Source organism: Streptomyces sp. NPDC029014, from assembly GCF_055564695.1.
On record NZ_JBVHVT010000004.1, the window covers coordinates 95,754 to 119,784 of the forward strand.

A 24,031-nucleotide genomic window follows, 5' to 3' on the forward strand; every position below is an offset into this window, starting at 1 on the left:
TCAGTCCTCCTGGTGGTAAAGGGTGGTGTCACCGGTGGCCTCGGCGAGCTCGGCGAGCTCGGCGGCCAGGATCGGTCCGATCTGGGCCAGCGAGCCCGCTTCGGTCATCCGGTCGTGCCGGGTGGTGATCTCGTGCGATTCGATCCGGCCGGCGATGTAAGGGCGCCAGGTGCCGGGCCCGGTGTTGTCATCGGCCCGGTCGATCGTGGAGTTGAACAGCAACAGGTCTCCGTCGAAGCTGCCGGGGACGAAGTCGACCGCCAGCTTCGCGTTGTTGATCATGATCTGGACGATGACCTCGATCTGCCGCTCCGTCAGGCCGGCCAGCGCGCTGCCCCGCCGGTTCAGGACCTCGGCAACCTCGCTGTAGGTCAGCGCCCGGTCGCCCAGCTCGTCCGGGTCGACGTCGAGCACCCCGGCGAGCACGTCCCGCTCGGTGGGCACGGGCATCTCCTCGAACTGCACGTCCTTCACCGGGTAGGCGTCGAGGATCGCCAGCATGGCGGTCCGCTCGCCGCGCGCCTGCAGCTCGCAGGCGACCGCGTGGGCGATCAGCCCGCCGGCGGACCAGCCGAGGAGCGCGTACGGGCCCTCCGGCTGGATCTTGCGGATCTGGTCGGCGTAGTCGGCCGCCATCTCCTCGAAGGACGTCGGCAGGGGTTCGGGCCGGCCGAGGCCGCGGGCCTGGACCGCGTAGACAGGGTGCTGAGGACTGACGTGGTTCAGCAGCCCGCTGTACGACCAGCTGATGCCGCCACCGGGGTGGATGCAGAACAGCGGAGTTGCGGTCCCGGTCGAACGCAGCGGCAGCACCACGTCCAACGCGTCGTCCGGATCGTTCATGACCAGGCGCTCCGTAAGCCCGGCCACGGTCGGCGCCTCGAACAGCATGCGCAGGCCCAGCTCCACGCCCAGGGTCTCGCGGACCCGGGACGCCAGGCGGGCCGCCAGCAGGGAGTGCCCGCCGAGGTCGAAGAAACTGTCGTCGATGCACACCTGCTCCCGCCCGAGGACCTCGGCGAACAGGCTGCACAGCAGCTGTTCCTGCGGCGTCCGGGGACCGCGCCCGGCGTCCGGCGCACCGTAGTCGGGGGCTGGCAGAGCGGCCCGGTCCAGCTTGCCGTGGGCGGTCAGCGGCAGCACGTCCAGGGTGACCAACGCTGACGGCACCATGTACTCGGGCAGTTCGCGGCGCAGCCGCTCGGACAGCTCACCCGCCTCGGGCGCCCCCGAGGGAGCCGGCACCAGGTAGGCGACGAGCCGCTTGTCGCCCGGCCGATCCTCGCGGGCGATGACTGCTGCCTGAGCAATGCCGGGGTGCGCGGCCAACGCCGCCTTGATCTCGCCGAGCTCGATCCGGAACCCGCGCACCTTCACCTGATCGTCGGCGCGGCCGACGTACTCCAGCTCACCATCGGCACGCCAACGCACCAGATCCCCGGTACGGTACATCCGCGCACCCGCCGGTCCGAACGGACAGGCCACGAACCGCCCGGCCGTCAGGCCCGGCCTGTTCAGGTAGCCGCGCGCCAGGCCCGCGCCCGCGACATACAACTCCCCCACCACCCCGGGCGGCACCAGCTCCACATGCTCGTCCAGCACGTACACCCGCGTGTTGGTGATCGCACGGCCGATCGACGGCGCACCTGCCCCAGGCGAGAGCGGGTCACTCATGGTCGCGCACACCGTCGTCTCCGTCGGACCGAAGGCGTTGACCATCCGGCGCCCGTGCGCCCACCGGGCCACCAGCTCCGGCCCGCACGCCTCACCCGCCACCACCAGCGTCGACACGCCCACCCCATCCTCCGGCAGAGCCGCCAGGACGGACGGAGGCACAGTCACATGCGTGACCCCTAGGAGCGGCTCGGTCAGCGCAGCCACTGGATCCCCCGCAGGGGGCAGGACCAACGTCGCCCCGCACAGCAGGGCCGTGAAGATCTCCGACACCGACGCGTCGAAACTCGGCGAGGCGAACTGCAGCACCCGACTGCCGGGCTCGATCGCGAACCTCTCGATCTGCGCGGCCACCAGACTCGCCACACCGCGGTGACCGACCACCACACCCTTCGGCCGCCCCGTCGAACCCGAGGTGTAGATCACGTAGGCCGGGTGCCGGACGTCGAGCGCGACCTTCGGATCGGTGTCCGGCCATTTTGAGACATCGGCCGCCATCGCCGGATCGTCGACCATCACCGCCGGCCGCGCGTCATCCAGCATGAACGCGATCCGTGCCTCCGGATACGATGGATCGACCGGCAGATACGCGGCCCCGGCCTTCAGTACACCCAGGACCGCCACGACCGACTCCACCGACCGCGGCAGCGCCACCGCCACGACCAGCTCCGGCCCCACACCGCGCGCCATCAACGCATGAGCGAACCGGTTCGCCCGCGCATCCAGCTCCGCGTACGTCAGCTCGGTACCCCCACAGGCGACCGCGACCGCGTCCGGCGTCGCCGCCACCTGCGCCGCGAACAGCTCCGGCAGGGGCCGGGCGACCGGGCCGCCCTCGGCGGCAGGCAGCAGCTCGCAGCGCTCCCCGGCGGACAGCAGATCAATCCTGCCGATCGGCAGCTCTGGAGCAGCCACGACCGCGGCCAGCAACCTGGTCCACCGGACGAAGAGCGTCTCCACCGTCGAACGGTCGAACAGATCGGTGGCGTACTCGACCGCACCAACGATCCCATCCGGGCTTCCATCCGGCCCGAACCGTTCGGCGAGGCTCACACCGAGGTCGAACTTGGCGGTAATGGCGGCCACCGGGTAGGAGGCCACATCCAGGCCGGGCAGGTCGAAGTCGCCGCCCGGCGCATTGTGCAGGCCCAGCATGATCTGGAACAGCGGGTGGTGCGCCAGCGACCGCGCCGGGTTGACCACCTCGACCAGGTACTCGAACGGCACGTCCTGGTGGTCGTACGCGGTGAGCGCCTTCTGCCGCACCCGGCCGAGCAGTTCGGCGAAGCCGGGGTCGCCGCTCGTGTCGGTGCGCAGCACGAGGGTGTTGACGAAGAAGCCGACGAGTTCGTCCAGCGCCTGGTCGGTGCGGCCGGCGATCGGGCTGCCGATCGGGATGTCCGTGCCCGCGCCGAGCCGGGTGAGCAGAGCAGCGAGGCCGGCCTGGAGCACCATGAACATGCTGGCGCCGTGCGCGGTGGCCAGGTCCCGCAGCGCCCGGTGCAGGTCGGCGTCCAGCCGGACCGCGACCTGGCCGCCCTGCTGGGAGGCCACCGGCGGCCGGGGCCGGTCGGCGGGCAGCTGCAGCTGTTGCGGCAGCCCGGTCAGCTCGTCCTTCCAGTAAGCCAGTTGCCGGGAGAACAGGCTGTCGGGGTCGGCGGTGTTGCCGAGCAGGTCGCGCTGCCAGCAGGTGTAGTCCGCGTACTGCACCGGCAGCGGGGACCACTGCGGTTCCTCGCCCCGGCAGCGCGCCTCATAGGCCGCCGCGAGGTCGCCGGTGAGCGGGCCCATCGACCAGCCGTCGGCGGCGATGTGGTGCACCACGACCAGCAGCACGTGCCGGTCGGGCGTGAGCGCGTACAGCTCCGCCCGGACCGGCGGTTCCGCGGCCAGGTCGAAGCCGCGCCGGGCCGCCTCCGCCAGCCGCTCGGCCAGCCGGCTCTCGTCGAGCTCGACCACCGGCAGCTCGGGGTGCGCCTGCGAAGCGCTCAACACGACCTGGTACGGCACGCCGTCCGTCTCGCGGAAGACCGTCCGCAGGCTCTCGTGCCGGGCGACCACGTCCGCGAGCGCGGCGTGCAGGGCCGACCGGTCGAGGCCGCCGGTCAGACTCAGTGCGAACGGCATGTTGTAGGTGGCGCTCGGCCCGTCCATCCGGTGCAGGAACCACAGGCGGCGTTGGGCGAAGGACAGCGGCACCCGTTCGGGCCGCGGCTGGGTGGTCAGCATGGGCCGCGCCGTGCCGGAGCCGTCGAGACGGGCCGCCAGTCCGGCCACGGTCGGCGTCTCGAACAGCGTCCGGACCTCCAGCTCCGCGCCGAGCGTCGCCCGGACGCGGGAGGCCAGACGGGTCGCCAGCAGTGAGTGTCCGCCCAGGTCGAAGAAACCGTCCTCGACGCCGACCTGGGCCAGGCCGAGCACCTCGGCGAACAGCCCGGCGAGGAGCTGTTCCTGCGGGGTGCGCGGCGCCCGCCCTGCTCCGGCCGGCCCGAGGTCGGGCGCGGGCAGCGCGCGGCGGTCCAGCTTGCCGCTGGCCGTCAGCGGCAACGTCTCCAGCGCCACGAACGCCGACGGGACCAGGTAATCGGGCAGTCGCCCGCGCAGCCATGCACGGAGTTCGCCGAGGAGCGCGCCGGTGCCGCGGCTGCCGGTCGGGCGGTTGGTCAGCGACGACAGCGGCCTGCTGGTGGTCGGGGCCGACCGGTACGGTTCGACCGGGGAGCCGTGATGCGCCCGCGGGTCGGCGAAGACGACGTCCACGGCGTCGGCCACGGTGGCCGACCAGGTGACGCCCACCCAGCGGTCGAACTCCTGCCCGATGCTCCGGAAGTCCTCCGGGTCGGGGAGTTCGCTCTCTTCCGGGGCGTGCAGCTGCTCCAGCAGCTCGGCGAGCGAGCTGTCGCCGTTCTGTACCGCCCGGGCCAGGGCGGACTCCCGCACCACGCGACGGTTCGGCACCCCGGTGATCCGCAGCACATCCGCGTGCGGCCGGGCGAGCAGCTCGCGCAGCTCGTCCAACCCGGCGACCTGCCGGCCCCACTCCAGCTCGACGGGGCGGTCCGGAACCACCGGACCGACCGGCGGCTTGTGCAGCGTCACGTCGTAGCGGTAGCGGCTCAGTTCGTTGTGGTGGCGGCCGCGCTTGACCTCCACGGCCACCGCTGCGATGTCCGTGCCGCGCTCCCGCAGGACGGTGAAGAAGTCCGGGTCGACCAGCAGTTCCTTCTCCACCCTGACGGCCTGCTCCACCGCGCGGCGCACCGCTGCGAGGTCGCCGTCGGCACCGGCCCGGTGCAGCTGGACCGCGGTGGCGAGCGGGCGCAGCAGCCGCAGGTTGCGGACGTCGCCGACGAAGAGCGTGCCGCCGGGGGCGAGCAGCCGCATCAGCTTCCCGATCACGTCCGCGAGGTAGTCGGCGGACGGGAAGTACTGCACCACCGAGTTGATCACGATGGTGTCGAAGCGCCCGGCCGGCAGGCCTTCGGTGTCGTGCGCCGGGCGGGTCTGCAGCACGACGCGCCCGGCCAGATCGTCCTGCCGGGCGACCTGCGCGGTCAGCGCGTCGACCGCCGTGGCGGAGAAGTCCGTCGCCCAGTAGGTCTCGCAGTGCGGTGCGATCTGCGAGAGCAGCAGTCCGGTGCCGACGCCGACCTCCAGCACCCGGTGGGGGCGCAGGGCCAGGATGCGGGCCACGGTGGCGTCCCGCCACTCCCGCATCTGCTCGACCGGGATCGGGCTCGTGTCGTAACTGCTGTTCCAGCCGACGAAGTTCTCGCCGAAGTCGGCTTCCCCGGGGGTGATGGGCAGGGCGTCGTAGATGTCCTGCCACTCGCCCACGTGGTCCGCTTCCAGGCCACTGTCCCGGGCCTCGTCCTGGTGCGGGACCACGTATCCGACGAGCCGGTCGCCCTGGGCGAGGACGGCGGCCCGGGCGACGGCGGGGTGCTCGGCCAGCGCCGCCTCGACCTCGCCGGGTTCGATGCGGAAGCCGCGCACCTTCACCTGGTCGTCGGCGCGGCCGACGTACTCCAGCCGGCCTTCCCCAGCCTCCGGCCGGGGGTGCCCCCAGCCCAGCCAGCGCACCAGGTCCCCGGTGCGGTACATGCGCTCACCGGCCGGGCCGAACGGGCAGGCGACGAACCGCCCGGCCGTCAGGCCCGGCCGGTTCAGGTAGCCGCGTGCCAGTCCCGCGCCCGCGACGTACAGCTCTCCCGCCACGCCCGTCGGGACCGGCCGCAGCCGCTCGTCCAGTACGTACACCCGGGCGCCCACGATCGGACGGCCGATCGGGGGCACGCCCGCCCCGGGGGACAGCGGGTCGCTCATGGTCGCGCACACCGTGGTCTCGGTCGGACCGTACGCGTTGACCATCCGGCGCCCGGACGCCCAGCGGTCCACCAGCTCCGGCGGGCACGCCTCGCCCGCCACCACCAGGGTCGACACGTGCAGGGAGCCGTCCGGCACGGTGGCGAGGACGGACGGGGGCACGGTCACGTGGGTGACCGCGAGGTCCCGGTCGGTCAGCGCGGCGACCGGGTCCGCCGCCGGGGGCAGCACCAGGGCCGCGCCGCGGAGCAGGGCGGTGTAGATCTCCGACACCGAGGCGTCGAAGCCGGGCGAGGCGAACTGGAGCACCCGGCTGCCGGGTTCGATCGCGAAGCGTTCGATCTGTGCGGCGACCAGGCTCGCGACGCCGCCGTGGGCGACCACGACGCCCTTGGGGCGGCCGGTCGAGCCCGAGGTGTAGATCACGTAGGCCGGATGCCGGACGTCGAGCGCGACCACCGGGTCGGTGTCCGGCCATGCGGACACCTCGGTCACCAGCGCCGGGTCGTCGACCACCAGTGCCGGACGGGCGTCCGCCACCATGTACGCGATGCGGGCCTGCGGGTACGCCGGGTCCACGGGCAGGTACGCGGCCCCGGCCTTCAGCACGCCCAGCAGGGCCACCACGGACTCCACCGAGCGCGGCAGGGCCACGGCCACGGTCTGCTCCGGTCCGATACCCCGGGCGATCAGCGCGTGCGCGAACCGGTTCGCGCGGGCATTCAGCTGCCGGTACGTCAACTCGGCATCGCCCCGCACCAGCGCGACCGCGTCGGGTGTCGCCGCCACCTGCACGGCGAACGCCTGCGGCACCGGGACGGCCGCCACCTCCTGCGCGGTCGCGTCGCCCTGCTCCAGCACACGGTGCCGCTCGTCGGCGTCGAGGAGCTCGATCCGTCCGATCGCCCGGTCCGGGTCTGCGGTGACGGCCTCCAGGAGGCGCGTCCAGCGCCTGGCGAGCGCTGCGACCGTCGAGCGGTCGAACAGGTCGGTGGCGTACTCCACCGCGCCGACGATCCCCGCCGGGCTGCCGTCCGGACCGAACTGTTCGACGAGGCTCACACCCAGGTCGAACTTGGCGGTACCGGTGGACACCGCGTAGGTGGCGACGTCCAGGCCGGGCAGCGAGAACCGGCCCATCGGAGCGTTCTGCACCGCCAGGACGGTCTGGAACAGCGGGTGGTGCGACAGGGACCGGGCCGGGTTCAGCACCTCCACCAGGTGCTCGAACGGCACGTCCTGGTGCGCGTACGCCGACAGCGCCGTCTCCCGCACCCGCCCCAGCAGCTCGGTGAAACTCGGGTCGCCGCTCGTGTCGGTGCGCAGCACCAGCGTGTTCACGAAGAACCCGACCAGATCGTCCAACGCCTCGTCGGTACGCCCCGCGATCGGACTCCCGATCGGGACGTCCGTGCCCGCTCCCAGCCGCGTGTACAGCGCCGCCAACGCCGCCTGCAGCACCATGAACAGGCTCGCACCGGACCTTCGAGCCAACTCCAGCAGTGCGGCGTGCAGTTCGGGCCCGATCTCCAGTCCGACGTGGTCCCCGCGCCAGCCGGCGACGGCCGGCCTCGGCCGGTCCGTGGGCAGCTGGAGCAGCTCCGGCAGGTCCGACAACTGACCTTTCCAGTAGTCGAGTTGTTCGGCGAACCGGCTCCGGCGGTCGGTGGCGTCGCCCAGCAGGTCGCGCTGCCACAGCGTGTAGTCCGCGTACTGCACCGGCAGGTCCGGCCAGTGCGGCGCGCGGCCCTCGCACCGGGCGGCGTACGCCTCGGCCAGGTCGCGTGCCAGCGGGCCGGTGGACCAGCCGTCACCGGCGATGTGGTGCATCACCAGCAGCAGCACGTGCTCGTCCGGCGCGAGTGCGAGCAGCTCCACCCGCAGTGGTGCTTCGGCCTCCAGGTCGAAGGGCCGTCGTGCGAACTCGGCCAGTCGCTCGAACAGTTCTGCCTTCGAAACCTCGGTCAGTCGCGCCCGGGGCCGGGCCTCGGCCGGGTCCAGGACGAGCTGGCAGGGTACGCCGTCGACCTCCGGGAAGACCGTCCGCAGGCTCTCGTGCCGGGTCACCACGTCGGCCAGCGCCCCGTCCAGAGCCGCCCGGTCGAGCGTCCCGGTCAGCTGGAGCGCCAGCGGGATGTGGTACGTCGCGGCGGCGGCGTCCATGCGGTGCAGGAACCAGAGCCGGCGCTGGGCGAAGGACAGCGGCACCGCCTCCGGCCGCGCGTGCGCGGTCAGCGCCGGGCGGGCGTGGCCGGCCCCGGCCAGCGCCCCGGCCAGGCCCGCCACGGTGGGCGCCTGGAACAGCGCGCGCAGCCCGAGCTCCACACCGAGCACGGAACGCACCCGCGCGGCCAGCCGGGTGGCGAGCAGGGAGTGCCCGCCCAGGTCGAAGAAGTCCTCGTCGACCCCGACCCGGGCGAGGCCCAGCACCTCGGCGAACAGCCCGCACAGGATCTGCTCCTGCGGAGTGCGCGGTGCCCGCCCGGCCTCGGCCGAGCCGGGGTCGGGAGCGGGCAGCGCCGCCCGGTCCAGCTTCCCGTTCGGCGTCAGCGGCAGCACGTCCAGCACCACGAAGACGGCCGGTACCAGGTAGTCGGGCAGCCGGTCACGCAGGTACGCCGCCAGCTCGGCCGGGCGGACGGCCGCGTCGGGACCGGCCGCGACGTAGCCGACGAGCCGGTCGCCCCGGGCGAGGACGGCGGCCCGGGCGACCGCGAGGTGCTCGGCCAGCGCCGCCTCGACCTCGCCGGGTTCGATGCGGAAGCCGCGCACCTTCACCTGGTCGTCGGCGCGGCCGACGTATTCCAGCTCGCCGTCGTTGCGGCGGCGCACCACGTCCCCGGTGCGGTACATCCGCGCACCGGCCGGGCCGAACGGGCAGGCGACGAACCGCCCGGCCGTCAGCCCGGGCCGGTTCAGGTAGCCGCGCGCCAGACCGGGGCCGGCGACGTACAGCTCGCCCACCACACCCGGCGGCACGATGCGCAGCCGCTCGTCGAGGACGTACACCCGGAAGCCCGCGACCGACCGGCCGATCGGCGGTGCACCGGGCCCGGGGGACAGCGGGTCGCTCATGGTCGCGCAGACCGTCGTCTCCGTCGGACCGTACGCGTTGATCATCCGGCGTCCGGGAGCCCACCGGGCGACCAGCTCCGGCGTGCAGGCCTCGCCCGCCACCACCAGGGTGGTGGCCGTGAGGTCGGCGCTCTCCACGGCGGCCAGGGCCGAGGGCGGCAGCGTCACGTGGGTGACGCCGAGCCGGCGGTCCGTCAGGGCCTCCAGCGGGGCCTCGGCCGGGGCCAGGACCAGGGCGGCACCGGTGAGGAGGGCACTGCACAGGTCCCAGAAGGACGCGTCGAAGCTGGGCGAGGCGAACTGGAGCACCCGGCTGCCCGGCGCCACCCCGAGCCGCTCGACCTGCGCCGCCACCAGGCCCCGCACGCCGGCGTGGCTCACCACGACGCCCTTGGGGCGGCCCGTCGAACCCGAGGTGTAGATCACGTACGCCGGGTGCCGGGCGTCCACCACGACACCCGGATCGGTCTCCGGCCGGCCGGAAGACCCGGCCACCAGTGCCGGATCATCGACCACCACGGCCGGCCGCGCGTCGTCCAGCATGAACGCGATCCGTGCCGCCGGGTACGCCGGATCCACCGGCAGGTACGCGGCCCCGGCCTTCAGCACGCCGAGGACGGCCACCACGGACTCCGGCGACCGCGGCAGTGCGACCGCCACGACCTGCTCCGGTCCCACGCCCTGAGCGATCAGCGCATGCGCGAACCGGTTCGCACGGGCGTTCAGCCGGTCGTAGGTCCACTCGACGTCACCGCAGACGACCGCGACCGCGTCCGGTGTCGCCGCCACCTGCGCCGCGAACATCTCCGGCAGGCTCGCGGTGGCGGCCCCGCTCCCGGCGGCGGGCAGCAGTTCGCGGCGCTCCTCGTCGGACAGCAGGTCGATCCCGCCGATCGGCCGCTCCGGGGCGGCCGCGACCGCGGCCAGCAGCCTGGTCCACCGGGCGACCAGGGCCTCGACGGTCGAGCGGTCGAACAGGTCGGTGCTGTACTCGACCGCACCGCTGAGCCCGGCCGGCGTGCCGTCGGGCCCGTGTTCCTCCGCGAACCCGAAGGTCAGGTCGAGCCGCGCGGTCCCGGTGAGCACGGTCACCCCGGAGACCTGCAGACCCGGCAGCTCGAAGTCACCGCCCGGCGCGTTCTGCACGACCAGCCCGGTCTGGAACAGCGGGTGGTGGGACAGGGACCGGGCCGGGTTCAGCGCCTCCACGAGGTGTTCGAACGGCACGTCCTGGTGCGCGTACGCCGACAGCGCCGTCTCCCGCACCCGCCCCAGCAGCTCGGTGAAACTCGGGTCGCCGCTCGTGTCGGTGCGCAGCACCAGCGTGTTGATGAAGAACCCGACCAGATCGTCCAGCGCCTCGTCGGTACGCCCCGCGATCGGGCTCCCGATCGGGATGTCCGTGCCCGCGCCCAGCCGCGTGTACAGCGCGGCGAGCGCGGCCTGCAGCACCATGAACAGGGTCGCACCCGAGCTCCGGGCCAACCCCACCAGTGCCGCGTGCAGTCCGGCGTCGATCCGGACGTCCAGCAGGTCGCCGCCGTACGACATGGTGGCCGGGCGCGGCCGGTCGGCAGGCAGCTGCAGCTGCTCGGGCAGTCCGGCCAGCGCCTGTGTCCAGTAGGTGACCTGGCGGGCGAACACGCTGTCCGCGTCCTGCTCGTCGCCGAGGACCTCGTGCTGCCACAGGGTGTAGTCGCCGTACGTCACCGGCAGCGGCGGCCACGCCGGCGCCCCGCCACCCCGCCGGGCGGTGTAGGCCGTTGCGAGGTCGCGGGCCAGCGGGCCCATGGACCAGCCGTCCCCGACGATGTGGTGCATGACCAGCAGCAGCACGTGCTCGTCCGGCGCGACCGCGATCAGTTCCGCCCGCAGCGGTACTTCCGAGGTCAGGTCGAATCCGCGCACCGCCGCCTCGCGCAGCAGGGCGGGCACCTCCGCCTCGCCGGCCGCGCGTACGGTCAGCGGGACGGCGACCTCGCCGGTGTCCAGCACCCGCTGGTACGGGACTCCGGCGGTGTGCGGGAAGACCGTGCGCAGCGTCTCGTGCCGGGCCACCACGTCGGCGAGCGCGGCGCTCAGCGCCGCACGGTCGAGGTCGCCGGACAGCCGCAGGGCGAGCGGCATGTGGTAGGTGGCGCTCGGCGCCCCGAACTGCTGGAGGAACCAGAGCCGGCGCTGGGCGAACGACAGCGGCATCGGTGCGCGACGGGGCCGGGGAACCAGGGCCTGCCGTGCGGTGCCGGCGTCGTGCAGCCCGGCCGCGAGCCCGGCGGGTGTCGGCGTCCGGAACAGGCTGCGCAGTTCCAGTTCGACGCCGAGGGTCGCCCGGACCCGCGAGACCAGCCGGGTGGCGAGCAGGGAGTGCCCGCCCAACTCGAAGAAGTCCTCGTCCACCCCGGCCCGCGGCACGCCCAGTACCTCGGCGAACAGCTCGCACAGGATCTGCTCCTGCGGCGTGCGCGGCGCCCGGCCGCCAGCGGTCGCGCCCGGCTCGGGCGCGGGCAGCGCCGCCCGGTCCAGCTTCCCGTTCGGCGTCAGCGGCAGCGCGTCGAGCAGGACGAACGCGGACGGCACCAGGTGGTCCGGCACCCGGTCGCGCAGGTACGCGGCCAGCGCCGCCGCGCTCGCCCCGGTCCCGGCCACGGGGACGACGTACGCGACGATCCGGTCCTCCCGGGCGAGCACCGCGACCCGGGCGACACCCGGGTGCGCGGCCAGCTCGGCCTCGATCTCGCCCGGCTCGACCCGGAACCCGCGGATCTTGACCTGGTGGTCCACCCGGCCCGCGAACTCCAGCTCCCCGTCGGCGCGCCAGCGGACCAGGTCACCGGTGCGGTACATGCGGGCGCCGGCGGGCCCGTAGGGGTTGGCGACGAAGCGCGTGGCGGTGAGCCCGGGCCGGTTCAGGTAGCCGCGGGCGAGTCCGGCCCCGGCGAGGTACAGCTCGCCCAGCACGCCGGGGGCGACCGGTTGCAGGGCCGCATCCAGTACGTACGCCCGGCAGTTGGCGATCGGACGGCCGATCGGCACCGGCAGCGGGCAGTCGGCCGGGTCGGCCGGCAGCTGGTAGGCGGTGATCACGTGGGTCTCTGCGGGACCGTAGTGGTTGTGCAGCACCCGGCCCGGCCGCCGGGCCTGGAAGCGGCGCACGGCACCGCCGAGGCGCATCGCCTCACCGGCCTGCGCGACCAGCCGCAGGTCCGGCAGGTCCAGTCCGGCTTCCTCGGCGGCCTCGGCCAGCGCCTCGACCACCAGATCGGGTGCGAACAGCTCCTCGACCCCGTGCCGGTCCAGCCAGCGGGCGAACAGCTCGGCGCTGCGGCGCTGCTCCTCGGTCGGCACCACGAGGGTCTTGCCGTACAGCAGCGCGGAGAGGATCTCCTGCACCGAGACGTCGAAGCTGATCGCGGTGAACTGCGCGGTCCGGGTGCCGGGTTCGCCCCCGACGGCCAGGTGGTGCCAGGCCAGCAGGTTGAGCAGTCCGGCGGCGGGCATCACCACGGCCTTGGGCCGGCCGGTGGAGCCCGAGGTGTAGATGACGTAGGCCGGGTGCCGCCCGTCCACGACGACGGCCGGATCGTGCTCCGGTTGCCCCGCTGCCGGGGTGACGGCCGCGAGGTCGTCGAGGTCGTCGAGCACCACGGCCGGTCGCGCGTCCTGGAGCATGTACGCGATGCGGGCGGCCGGGTACTCCGGGTCGACCGGCAGGTACGCCGCACCCGTCTTCAGCACCGCGAGGACGGCGACGACCAGTTCGGCGGAGCGCGGCAGCCGCAGCGCCACGACCTGCTCCGGGCCCACCCCGCGGGCGATCAGCGCGTGCGCCAGGCGGTTCGCCCGGAGGTTCAGCTCCCGGTAGGTCAGCACGGTGTCCTCGAACACCACCGCCGGGGCCTGCGGGGTGGCCCGGACCCGTGCTTCGAACAGAGCGGGCAGGCCGGTGGCGGGAGCCGGGCGGGCGGTGTCGTTGCGCGCGACCAGCAGCTCGTGCCGCTCCTGGCCGGTGAGGACGTCGATCCGGCTCAGCGGCCGGTCCGGCTCGGCGACCACCGTCGCCAGCAGGCGCAGCCACCGGGCGACCAGGGCCTCGACCGTGGCGTGGTCGAAGAGGTCGGTGCTGTACTCGACCCGTCCGACGATGCCTTCGGCCGGCCCGCCGGTGCCGCCGCGCTCCAGCAGGTGGAAGCCGAGGTCGAACATCGCCGTCGGCGTCCGCACCAGGACGATCTCGGCGGCCAGACCGCTCAGCGCGAATTCGGTGCGGGGGACGTTCTGCAGCGCGAGGAGCACCTGGAACAGCGGCTGGCGTGCCAGCGACCGGGAAGGGTTGAGAGCCTCGACGACGTGCTCGAACGGCAGGTCCTGATGGGCGTACGCGGCCAGCGCGCCCTCGCGGACCCGGCCCAGCAGCTCGGCGAACGTCGGGTCGCCCGAGGTGTCGGTCCGCAGCACCAGGGTGTTGACGAAGAACCCGACGAGGTCGTCCAGGGCCTGGTCGGTCCGGCCGGCGATCAGACTGCCGACCGGGATGTCCGTTCCCGCGCCGAGCTTGTCCAGCAGCGCCGCCAGGGCGGCCTGCAGCACCATGTAGACGCTGGCGCCGTTCTCCCGGCCCAGCCGGAGCAGGCCGGCGTGCAGCTCGGCGTCCAGTTCGACCGCGAGGTGGCCGCCGGAGTAGGAGGGCGTCGCGGGGCGGGGGCGGTCGGCGGGGAGCCGGATCTGCTCCGGCAGGTTCGCCAACCGCTCGGTCCAGTAGGACTGCTGGCGGGCGAACAGGCTGTCCCGGTCGGCCGGGTCGCCGAGCAGCTCGTTCTGCCACAGGGTGTAGTCGGGGTACTGCACGGGCGGTGGCGTCCACTGCGGCTCCTCGCCCCGGCGGCGCGCCGCGTACGCGGTGGCCAGGTCGGCGGCCAGGGGGCCCAGCGACCAGCCGTCGCCGGCGATGTGGTGCATCACCAGGAGCAGTACGTGCTCGTCCGCCGACACCTCGAACAGCTCGGCGTGCAGCGGTGGTTCGGCCGCGAGGTCGAATCCGCGCACTGCGGCCCCCGCCAGGAGTTCCGGCAGGTCCGTCTCGCCCGCCGGGGTGAGGGACAGCTCCGGGAGCGCATCCGCGGTGGCCAACACCTTCTGGTGGGGCACGCCGTCCGCGGCCGGGAAGACCGTGCGCAGGGTTTCGTGCCGGTCGACGACGTCGCCCAGCGCCGCCTCCAGCGCCGCCACGTCCAGTGGTCCCGAGAGCCGCCACGCGAGCGGCATGTTGTAGACCGATCCGGCGCCCTCCAGCTGGCGCAGGAACCACAGCCGGCGCTGGGCGGACGACAGCGGCACCAGCTCGGGCCGCTCCGCCCGCTCCAGGGCGAGACGGGCCCGGTCCGCGCCGCCCAGACCGGCGGCCAGCCCGGCCACGGTCGGGGTCTGGAACAGGGCGCTCAGCGCCAGCTCGACGCCCAGGGTCGTACGGACCCGGGCCACCAGCCGGGTGGCCAGCAGGGAGTGCCCGCCCAGGTCGAAGAAGTCGTCGTCGACCCCGACCTGGGGCAGGCCCAGCACCTCGGCGAACAAGCCGGCCAGCACCTGTTCCCGGGGGGTGTGCGGTGCCCGTCCGGACCGCGTCACGGTGGCCTCGGGCTCGGGCAGGGCGCGCCGGTCCAGCTTGCCGCTGGCGGTCAGCGGCAGGGCGTCGAGGGAGACGAACGCGGCCGGCACCATGTAGTCCGGCAGCCGCTCGCGCAGGTGCGCCCGCAGGTCCTCCGGCCGGAGCTCCGCCCCGGTGGCGGGCACCGGGTAGGCGACCAGACGGGCGTCCCCCGCCCGGTCCTGCCGGACGATCACGGCGGCCTGCGCGACCTGCGGGTGTTCCGCCAGTGCCGCCTCGATCTCACCGAGCTCGATCCGGAATCCCCGGACCTTGACCTGGTCGTCGGTACGGCCGAGGAACTCCAGGTTCCTGTCCGAACCCCACCGCACCAGGTCGCCGGTGCGGTACATCCTCGTGCCGGCCGGCCCGAACGGGTCCGCCACGAACCGTCCCGCGGTCAGACCCGGCCGGTTCAGGTAACCCCGTGCCAGGCCGGCGCCGGCGATGTACAGCTCACCCGGCATGCCCGCGGGCACCGGCTGCAGGGTGCCGTCGAGCACGTGCAGCCGGACGCCCCCGAGCGGTCGGCCGATCACTTGGCGCGGGCTCGACTCCAGCGGCGCGAAGACCGAGTCGACCGTGCACTCGGACGGCCCGTAGTAGTTCAGGCAGGACACCTCGTCGGCCGCCCGCAGCCGTTCCCACAGCTGGTCCGGAACGGTCTCCCCGCCCATCGAGAGCACCGCCGGACGCCACCGCGGATCGTCCAGAAGCCCCCGTGCGACGAGGACTTGCAGGTAGGACGGGGTGGCGTTGACATAGTCCAGCCCGGCACGCGCGGCGTACTCGACGAAGGCCTCCGGGTCGGACCAGGTCGCCTCGTCCAGGACGTGCAGCTCGTGGCCCGCGTACAGACATGACATCTGGTCGCAGGAGGCGTCGAACGACACCGACGTGGTCAGCCCCACCCGCAGCCGTTCCTTCGTCCGCTCGGGGAACAGCAGCGGACGCTGGCTGGCGAACAGGTTGCGCAGGCCGCCGTGCGTCGTCACCACGCCCTTGGGCCTGCCGGTGGAACCGGAGGTGTAGATGACGTAGGCCGGGTGGTTCTGATCGATGGCCACCGCAGGGTCCGTCGGCGGGCAGGCCGCCACCAGCGCGGCCGTCTCCGGGGCGTCGGTCACCAGCCACCCGGCCGGACCGTCCGGCAGTCGACCCCTGGTGCGGGAGTCGGTCACCATCAGGACCGGCCGGGCGTCGTCGAGCACGTAGGCGATCCGCGCGGCCGGGTACTCCGGATCGACGGGAACGTACGCGGCGCCGGTCTTCAGCACTGCGAGGACGGCCACCACCAGCTCGGCCGACCTCGGCAGGGCCACTGCCACCAGCCGCTCCGGCCCCGCGCCCCGGTCGATCAGGGCGTGCGCCAGCCGGTTCGCCCGCGCGTCCAGCTCCGCGTACGTCAGTGTCGCTTCCCGCCCGACCAGCGCGACGGCGTCCGGAGTCGCACGCACCTGGGCCCGGAACAGCTCCGGCAGACCCTCGGTGAAGGCCGGGGCCGCCGCGCCGGTACCCAGCGCCGTCAGCTCGTCGTGCTCCTCGGCGGTGAGCAGGCCGAACCGGCTGAGCCGCCGCTGCGGGTCGGCGACCACGGCGCGGAGCAGCCGCTCCCACCGCTCGATCATCGTCTCGACGGTGGCCGGGTCGTACAGGTCGCTGGTGTACTCGACGGCCCCGTCGATCCCTTCCGGGGAGCCGTCCTGCGCGTGCCGCTCGGACAGGGTGAAGACCAGGTCGAGCTTGGCGGTGGTCGACGTCGACGGCATGTCGACGACGCGCAGCCCGGGCGGGGCGAAGTCGGCCCGGGGTGCGTTCTGCAGCACCAGCATGACCTGGAACAGCGGGTGGTGCGCCAGCGACCGCACCGGGTTGAGGGCCTCGACCAGGTACTCGAACGGCAGGTCCTGGTGGGCGTACCCGGCCAGCGCGGTGTCCCGCACCCGGCCCAGCAGTTGGGCGAACGTCGGATCGCCCGAGGTGTCGGTGCGGAACACGAGGGTGTTGACGAAGTAGCCGACCAGCTCGTCCTGCGCCTGGTCGGTCCGGCCCGCGACCGGGCTGCCGACGGGGATGTCGTCGCCCGCACCGAGCCTGCTCAGCAGCACCGCCAGCCCGGCCTGGAGCACCATGAACAGGCTGGTGCCGTGGGCTCGGGCGAGTTCGCGCAGACCGCGGTGCAGCTCGGCGTCCAGCGCGGCACGCACGGAACCGCCCCGGTGGGAGGCGACCGCCGGGCGGGGCCGGTCCCCGGTCAGCTGGAGCTGCTCCGGCAGTTCGGCCAGCTGCCGGGTCCAGTAGGCCGCTTGGCGGGCGAACAGGCTGTCCCCGTCGGCGGCGTCGCCGAGCAGCTCGTGCTGCCACAGCGTGTAGTCGGCGTACTGGACCGGCAGTTCCTCCCACTGCGGCTGCTCGCCGCGGCAGCGCGCCGCGTAGGCGGTGGTCAGGCCCTGCGCGAGCGGGCCCAGTGACCAGCCGTCGCCGGCGATGTGGTGGAGCACCAGCTGGAACACGTGCTCGTCCGTCGCCAGCTCGAACAGGCAGACGCGCAGCGGCACGTCGACCGCCAGGTCGAACCGACGGGCCTTCGCTTCGGCCAGGGCGGCCGGCAGCCCGGCCTCGGTGGTCCGGCTCGTGAACAGCTGCGGGCGGGCCGTCACGACGTCCAGCACCTGCTGGTACGGAACGCCGTCCACTGCCGGGAAGACGGTGCGCAGGCTCTCGTGCCGGGCCACCACGTCCGCCACGGCGGCCTCCAGGGCCCGCCGGTCCAGATCCCCGGAGAGCCGCCAGGCAAGGGAGATGTGGTAGTTCGCGCTGGCGCCCTCCAGCTGGTGCAGGAACCACAGCCGCCGCTGCGCGAACGACAGCGGGATCGTCTCGGGGCGCTCGCGGCGTGCCAGGGCGGCCTGCGCCGGTCCGGCCGCCACCAGGGCGGCCGCCAGGCCGGCCGGGGTCGGCGCCTCGAACAGGGTGCGCAGCGGCATTTCCACGCCGAGCGTCGCGCGGATCCTCGCGGCCAGGCGGGTCGCCAGCAGCGAGTGGCCGCCCAGGTCGAAGAAGCCGTCGTCGACGCCGGCCGACGCCACGCCCAGGACCTCGGCGAACAGCGCGCAGAGGATCTGCTCCTGCGGGGTGCGCGGCACGCGGGCGGTGGCCGCCGGGCCGAGGTCGGGGGCGGGCAGGGCCCGGTGGTCCAGCTTGCCGTTGGCGGTCAGCGGCAGCGCGTCCAGCACGACGAACGCCGACGGCACCATGTACTCCGGCAGCCGCTCGCGCAGGTGCCCGCGCAGGTCGGCCGAACCCGGTGCGGCGTCCGCGGCCGGGACCAGGTACGCGACCAGCCGGGTGTCGTCGGCACGGTCCTGTCGGGCCAGGACGGCGACCTGGGCGACGCCGGGGTGCGCGGCCAGCGCCGCCTCGATCTCGCCGAGCTCGATGCGGAAGCCGCGCACCTTCACCTGCTGGTCGGCCCGGCCGACGTAGCGCAGGCTGCGGTCCGTCGCGCGGCGCACCACGTCGCCGCTGCGGTACATCCGCGATCCCGGCGGTCCGAACGGGTCGGCGACGAAGCGCCCGGCGGTCAGGCCGGGCCGGTTCAGGTATCCGCGCGCCAGGCCGGCGCCCGCGACGTACAACTCGCCGGGCACGCCCGGCGCCACCGGCCGCAGGTGGGCGTCCAGCACGTACGTCCGCAGGTCGGGGACGGCCGCCCCGATCTGTCCCGCGGCGGTTCCGGCCCCGTCGAGCGCCGCGTACGTGACGTGCACCGTGGTCTCGGTGATGCCGTACATGTTGACCAGCCGGGGCGCGTCGTCCGGGTGCCGCTCGTACCAGCTCGCCAGCCGGGCGTGCTCCAGCGCCTCGCCCCCGAACACCACCGTGCGCAGCGCGAGCGCGCGGCCGGTCTCGGGGGCCTGCGCGTCCGCCTGCATCAGCTGGTAGAACGCGGACGGCGTCTGGTTGAGCACCGTCACCCGTTCGCGGGCGAGGAGGTCCAGGAAGCGGCCGGGCGAGCGGCTGGTCTCGTGGTCCACGACCACCAGCCGGCCGCCGTACAGCAGCGGACCCCACAGCTCCCACACCGAGAAGTCGAAGGCGTAGGAGTGGAAGAGCGTCCACACGTCCTCGGCGGTGAAACCGAACAGCTTCTCGGTGGTGCCGAACAGTCGCACCACGTTCCGGTGCGTGACCACCACGCCCTTGGGGTGCCCGGTGGAGCCGGAGGTATGGATGACGTAGGCGGCGTAACCCGGGTCGAGGGAGACCTCAGGGTCGGTGTCCGGCAGCCCGTCCAGGTCGGCGGTGTCCAGCAGCAGCCGGTCCACCGGGTCCGCGCCCGGCAGGTCGCCGATCCGGCTCGTGGTCACGAGGAGCGCGGGCCGGGCGTCCTGGAGCAGGTAGGCGATCCGGGCGGCCGGGTACTGCGGGTCCACCGGGAGGTAGGCACCGCCCGCCTTGAGCACGGCGAGCACGGCCACGACCTGGTCCGCCGAGCGCGGCAGGGCCAGCGCCACGCGCTGCTCCGGACCCACCCCCCGGTCGATCAGGGCGTGCGCCAGCCGGTTCGCGCGTGCGTTCAACTCGCCGTACGTGAGGGTGACGTCGCCATCGGTGAGGGCGGTGGCGGCCGGGTTCGCCCGTACCCGTCGCTCGAACAGCGCGGTCAGGCTGCTCTCCGACGGCGCCTCACTGCGGTCGGTGCGCGCCGGGAGCAGCGCGCGGAGCTCGTCGGCGGACAGCACGTCCACCTGGCCGATCCGCCGGCCTGGGTCGGCGACGACGGAGCGCAGCAGCCGCTGCCACCGCTCGACGATCCCGGCCACGGTGGCCTCGTCGAACAGGTCGGTGCTGTACTCCACCACGCCCGACAGGCCGCCCTCAGCGGGCTGTTCGCCCAGGATGAAAGTCAGGTCGCACTTGGCCGTCCCGGTGTGGACCAGGTCGGTCGCCACCCGCAGCCGGGGCAGGTCGAACGTGCCGAGAGGCGCGTTCTGCAACGCGAGCATGGTCTGGAACAGCGGGTGGTGCGCCAGCGACCGGGTCGGGTTCAGTGCCTCCACCAGGTGCTCGAACGGCACGTCCTGGTGCGCGTACGCGGCCAGCGCGTCGGCACGTACCCGGCCCAGCAGTTCGGTGAACGACGGGTCGCCGGAGAGGTCGGTGCGCAGCACCAGGGTGTTGACGAAGAAGCCGACCAGGTCGTCCGCGGCCTCGTCGGTGCGTCCGGCGATCGGGGTGCCCACGGGTACGTCGGTGCCCGCGCCCAGCTTGCCCAGCAGTGCGGCCAGTCCGGCCTGGAGCACCATGAAGAGGCTGGCCCCGCCGTCGCGGGCGAGCCTCCGCAGGCCCTGGTGCAGCTCGGCGTCGATCCGCACCGGCAGGTGGGCGCCCCGGTAGGACATCGCGGCGGGCCGCGGACGGTCGAACGGCAGCTCGACGTGTTCCGGAAGGCTCGCCAACTGCTCCCTCCAGTAGGTGAGTTGGTTGCTCAGCAGGCTGTCCCGGTCCGAGCTGTCGCCGAGCAGCTCCCGCTGCCAGAGGGCGTAGTCGGCGTACTGGACCGGCAGCGGCGACCACTCCGGCTTCGCGCCCTCGGCGCGCGCCGCGTACGCGGCCGTGAGGTCCCGCGAGAGCGGCCCCGTCGACCAGCCGTCGGCGGCGATGTGGTGCACCACGAGCAGGAGCACGTGTTCCTCGGCCGCCAGCCGGAACAGTTCGGCGTGCAGCGGCGGCTCCTCGGCGAGGTCGAAGCCGTACCGGGCCGCCCCCTGCAGTCGCTCCGGCAGCTCGCGTTCGCCGAGCTCGATCACCCTCAGCCGCGGCCGGGCCTCCTGCGGGTCCAGCACCCGCTGGCACGGCACGCCGTCGACCGTCGGGAAGACGGTGCGCAGGCTCTCGTGCCGCTCGACCACGTCCGCCAGGGCGGCTGCCAGGGCCCGCTGGTCCAGGTCCCCGGACAGCCGCAGCGCCAGCGGGATGTTGTAGGTGGCGCTCGGGCCCTCCATGCGGTGCAGGAACCACAACCGGCGCTGCGCGAAGGACAACGGGATCACCTCGGGCCGCTCGCGCCGCCCCAGTGCCGGGCGCGCCCGGCCCGCGACGTCCACGGCCGCCGCGAGTTCCGCCACCGTCGGCGCGTCGAACAGGTCGCCGAGCCGCAGCTCCACGCCGAGGACCGAGCGGACCCGGGCGACCAGCCGAGTGGCCAGCAGGGAGTGCCCGCCGAGGTCGAAGAAGCTGTCGTCCGGCCCGGGCCCGGCCACCCCGAGCACCTCGGCGAACAGCCCGACGAGCAGGTGCTCGGTCGCGGTGCGCGGAGCACGGCCCGGCGCGGCGGGCTGCCGCTCGGGCGCCGGGAGGGCCCGCCGGTCCAGCTTGCCGTTCGGGGTCAGCGGCAGCGCGTCCAGCAGCACGTACGCGGCCGGCACCATCTGCCGGGGCAGCCGGTCCCGCAGGTGGTCGCGCAGGGCGGTCCCGGTGACGGTGGCGCCGGGCTCGGGCACCGCGTAGGCGACCAGCCGGGGTTCCTCCTCGGTGCGCACCATCACGGCGGCCCCGGCGACCTGCGGGTGCTCGGCGAGAACGGCCTCGATCTCGCCGAGCTCGACCCGGAAGCCGCGGATCTTGACCTGGTCGTCGGTACGGCCGAGGAACTCCAGGTTCCCGGCCGCGTCCCAGCGCACCAGGTCCCCGGTGCGGTACATCCGCGCCCCGCTCGGCCCGAACGGGTCCGCGACGAACCGCCCGGCGGTCAGCGCCGGCCGGTCGAGGTAGCCGCGGGCCAGCCCCGCGCCCCCGATGTACAGCTCACCCGCCGCACCGGTCGGCAGCGGCCGCAGGGCGCCGTCGAGCACGTACAGCCGGGCGTTGGTGACCGGCCGGCCGATCACCGGGCGCGGGCTCGACTCCAGCGGTGCGACCACCGAGTTGACGGTGCATTCGGACGGTCCGTAGAGGTTGAGGCAGGTCACGCCCTCCGCCGCGCTCAGCTGCTCCCACAGCCGCTCCGGGACGGCCTCGCCGCCCGCCGCGACCAGTGCAGGGCGCCACTGCGGGTCGTCCAACAGCCCGTGGGAGACGAGTACGTGCAGGTAGGACGGGGTGGCTTCGATGTAGTCCAGTCCGCAGCGCGCCGCGTAACCGACGAAGGCGTCGGGGTCGGTCCAGGTCGCGTGCTCCATGACGTGCAGTTCGTGGCCCCCGAACAGGGCGAGCAACTGGTTCAGGGAGGCGTCGAAGGACACCGAGGTGGTCAGCGCCACCCGCAGCCGCTGCCGTGCCTTCAGCACCGGTGCGAAGTGCACCTGCCGGAGGTCGGTGAGCAGGTTCAGCAGGCCGCCGTGGGTCGGCAGCACCCCCTTGGGCCGTCCGGTGGAGCCGGAGGTGTAGATGACGTACGCCGGGAGGCCCGGGTCGACGGCCACCATCGGGTCGGCCGCCGCGCAGCCGCTCACCAGGGCGGCCGTCTCCGGGTCGTCGAGCACCAGCCGGTCGACGGGCCCGGCCGCGGGCAGCCGCCCCTCGCTGCGGGAGTCGGTGACCAGCAGGGCCGGCCGGGCGTCGTCGAGCAGGTACGCGGTCCGGGCGGTCGGGTACTCGGGGTCGATCGGCACGTAGGCCGCCCCGGTCTTCAGCACCGCGAGGATCGCCACCACGAGCTCCGCCGAGCGCGGCAGGGCCACCGCCACCAGCCGCTCCGGGCCCGCTCCCCGCGCGATCAGGGCGTGCGCCAGCCGGTTGGCCCGCATGTCCAGCTCTGCGTACGTCAGCGAGACCTCGCCGCAGACCAGCGCGACCAGGTCGGGAGACGCCCCGACGTGCTCCCGGAACAGCTCCGGCAGGCTCACGGCCGGGGCGGGCGCCACCGGCCCGGCACCGAGCACTGCCAGTTCACGGCGCTCCTCGGCGGTGAGCAGTTCGATCCGACCCACCGGCTCGTCCTCGTCGCAGTCCGCGAGGGTGTCCAGCAGAGTGAGCAGCCGCTGCTGGTGGGCGTCGAGGTCGTCATCGCCGTACGCCTCCGGCGAGCCGTGCAGCCGGAGCAGCGGCGGGTTGCCGTCCCGGTAGTCGAAGACCCAGACGGCGAGGTCGGTGGTCGACCCCGACACGAAGTGGTGCACGGAGGCCGGGTGCCCGGCGAAGCTCGGCCTGGAGTTGAAGGCCATGATGTTGACGATCAGCGGGAACGCCGTCCCGATGCTGCCGGGGGCGCCGAGGTCCCGCAGCAGGTCCTCGCTGCGGTAGCGCTCGTGCGCGACGGCCGTCTCGACCTCCCGCGCCGCCTGGGCGACGAGTTCGCGCCACGGCATGTCCGGCCGCACCGTCAGCCGCAACGGCACCACGTTGGACATCGTGCCCGGCACCGCCATCAGGTCACGGTCGGCGCCCCGACGGGCGGTGACCGGCAGGGCGAGCACCACGTCCTGCGTTCCGGTCAGCCGGTGGGCGTAGAGCGCCGCCGCCGCGACCAGCAGCCGGGACCACCGGACGCCACAACGCCCCGCCGCCGCCCGCAGGGCGTCCGGGCGGCGCAGTTCCCGCTCCTCGGCCAGCCGGAGAGCGCGGTGCGGGTCGGTCGCGGAGGAGTCGGTGAGCCGGGTCGGGGCGGGCAGGTTCGCGAAGCGCTCGGTCCAGTAGGCGCGGTCGGCGGCGAAGTCGGGGGAGGCGCGGTAGGCGGCGTCGCTGTCGACCAGGTCCCGCAGCGAGCCGAACGGGCAGGTCGGCACGGCGTCTCCTCCGGCCAGCGCCGAGTACACCTCGCCGACCCGCTGCCGCAGCATGGAGCTGCTGATCGCGTCCAACACCACGTGGTGGTAGTTCAGGTACCAGAGGTACTCCGTCGGCGACGCCTTGATCAGCGCATGGCCGAACAGCGGGTCACGGGCGAGGTCCAGCGGGCGCAGCAGGTCCCGCTCCATCCATTCCACGGCCGCGGCCCGGGGGTCGGGCTCCCCGCTGAGGTCGAGGTGGGCCGGAGCCCAGTCCCAGCTCTCCCGGAGGACCTGGCGCGGGCCCTCGCCGTCGTCGACGAAGGTCACGTGCACGGCGTCGACCTCGTCGACGACCCGGCGCAGCGCGGTCTCGAACAGCTGCCGGTCCACCGGCCCGTGGATCTCCAGGCACTCGCCCACGCGGTAGCCCGGGATCGGCGTCCGGGAGCGCTGCTCGGCGAGCCAGATCTCGCGCTGGGCCGCTGTCAGGGGAAGGGCGTCACCGTCGCGACGGGGCATGGGGGTATCTCCGAAGGTGGGGGCAGGCGTGGGGGGCGGGGCGCGCCGGACCGCGCCGACGGCGGTGTCGTCACGGGGTCGG

General features: G+C 73.9%; 1 protein-coding gene. It reads right to left on the reverse strand.

All coding sequences use genetic code 11. The features are described 5' to 3' along the window. Positions 1-23,949 (reverse strand): non-ribosomal peptide synthase/polyketide synthase, encoded by a 23,949-nt coding sequence (locus tag ACZ4VL_RS03770; protein WP_468195396.1) that lies wholly within the window; start codon positions 23,947-23,949, stop codon positions 1-3. Positions 23,950-24,031: the final 82 nt, after the last annotated feature.

Coding starts and splice junctions, on each gene's coding strand:
- ACZ4VL_RS03770 (WP_468195396.1), bottom strand. CDS start 23,949: ATGCCCCGTCGCGACGGTGACGCCCTTCCCCTGACAGCGGCCCAGCGC.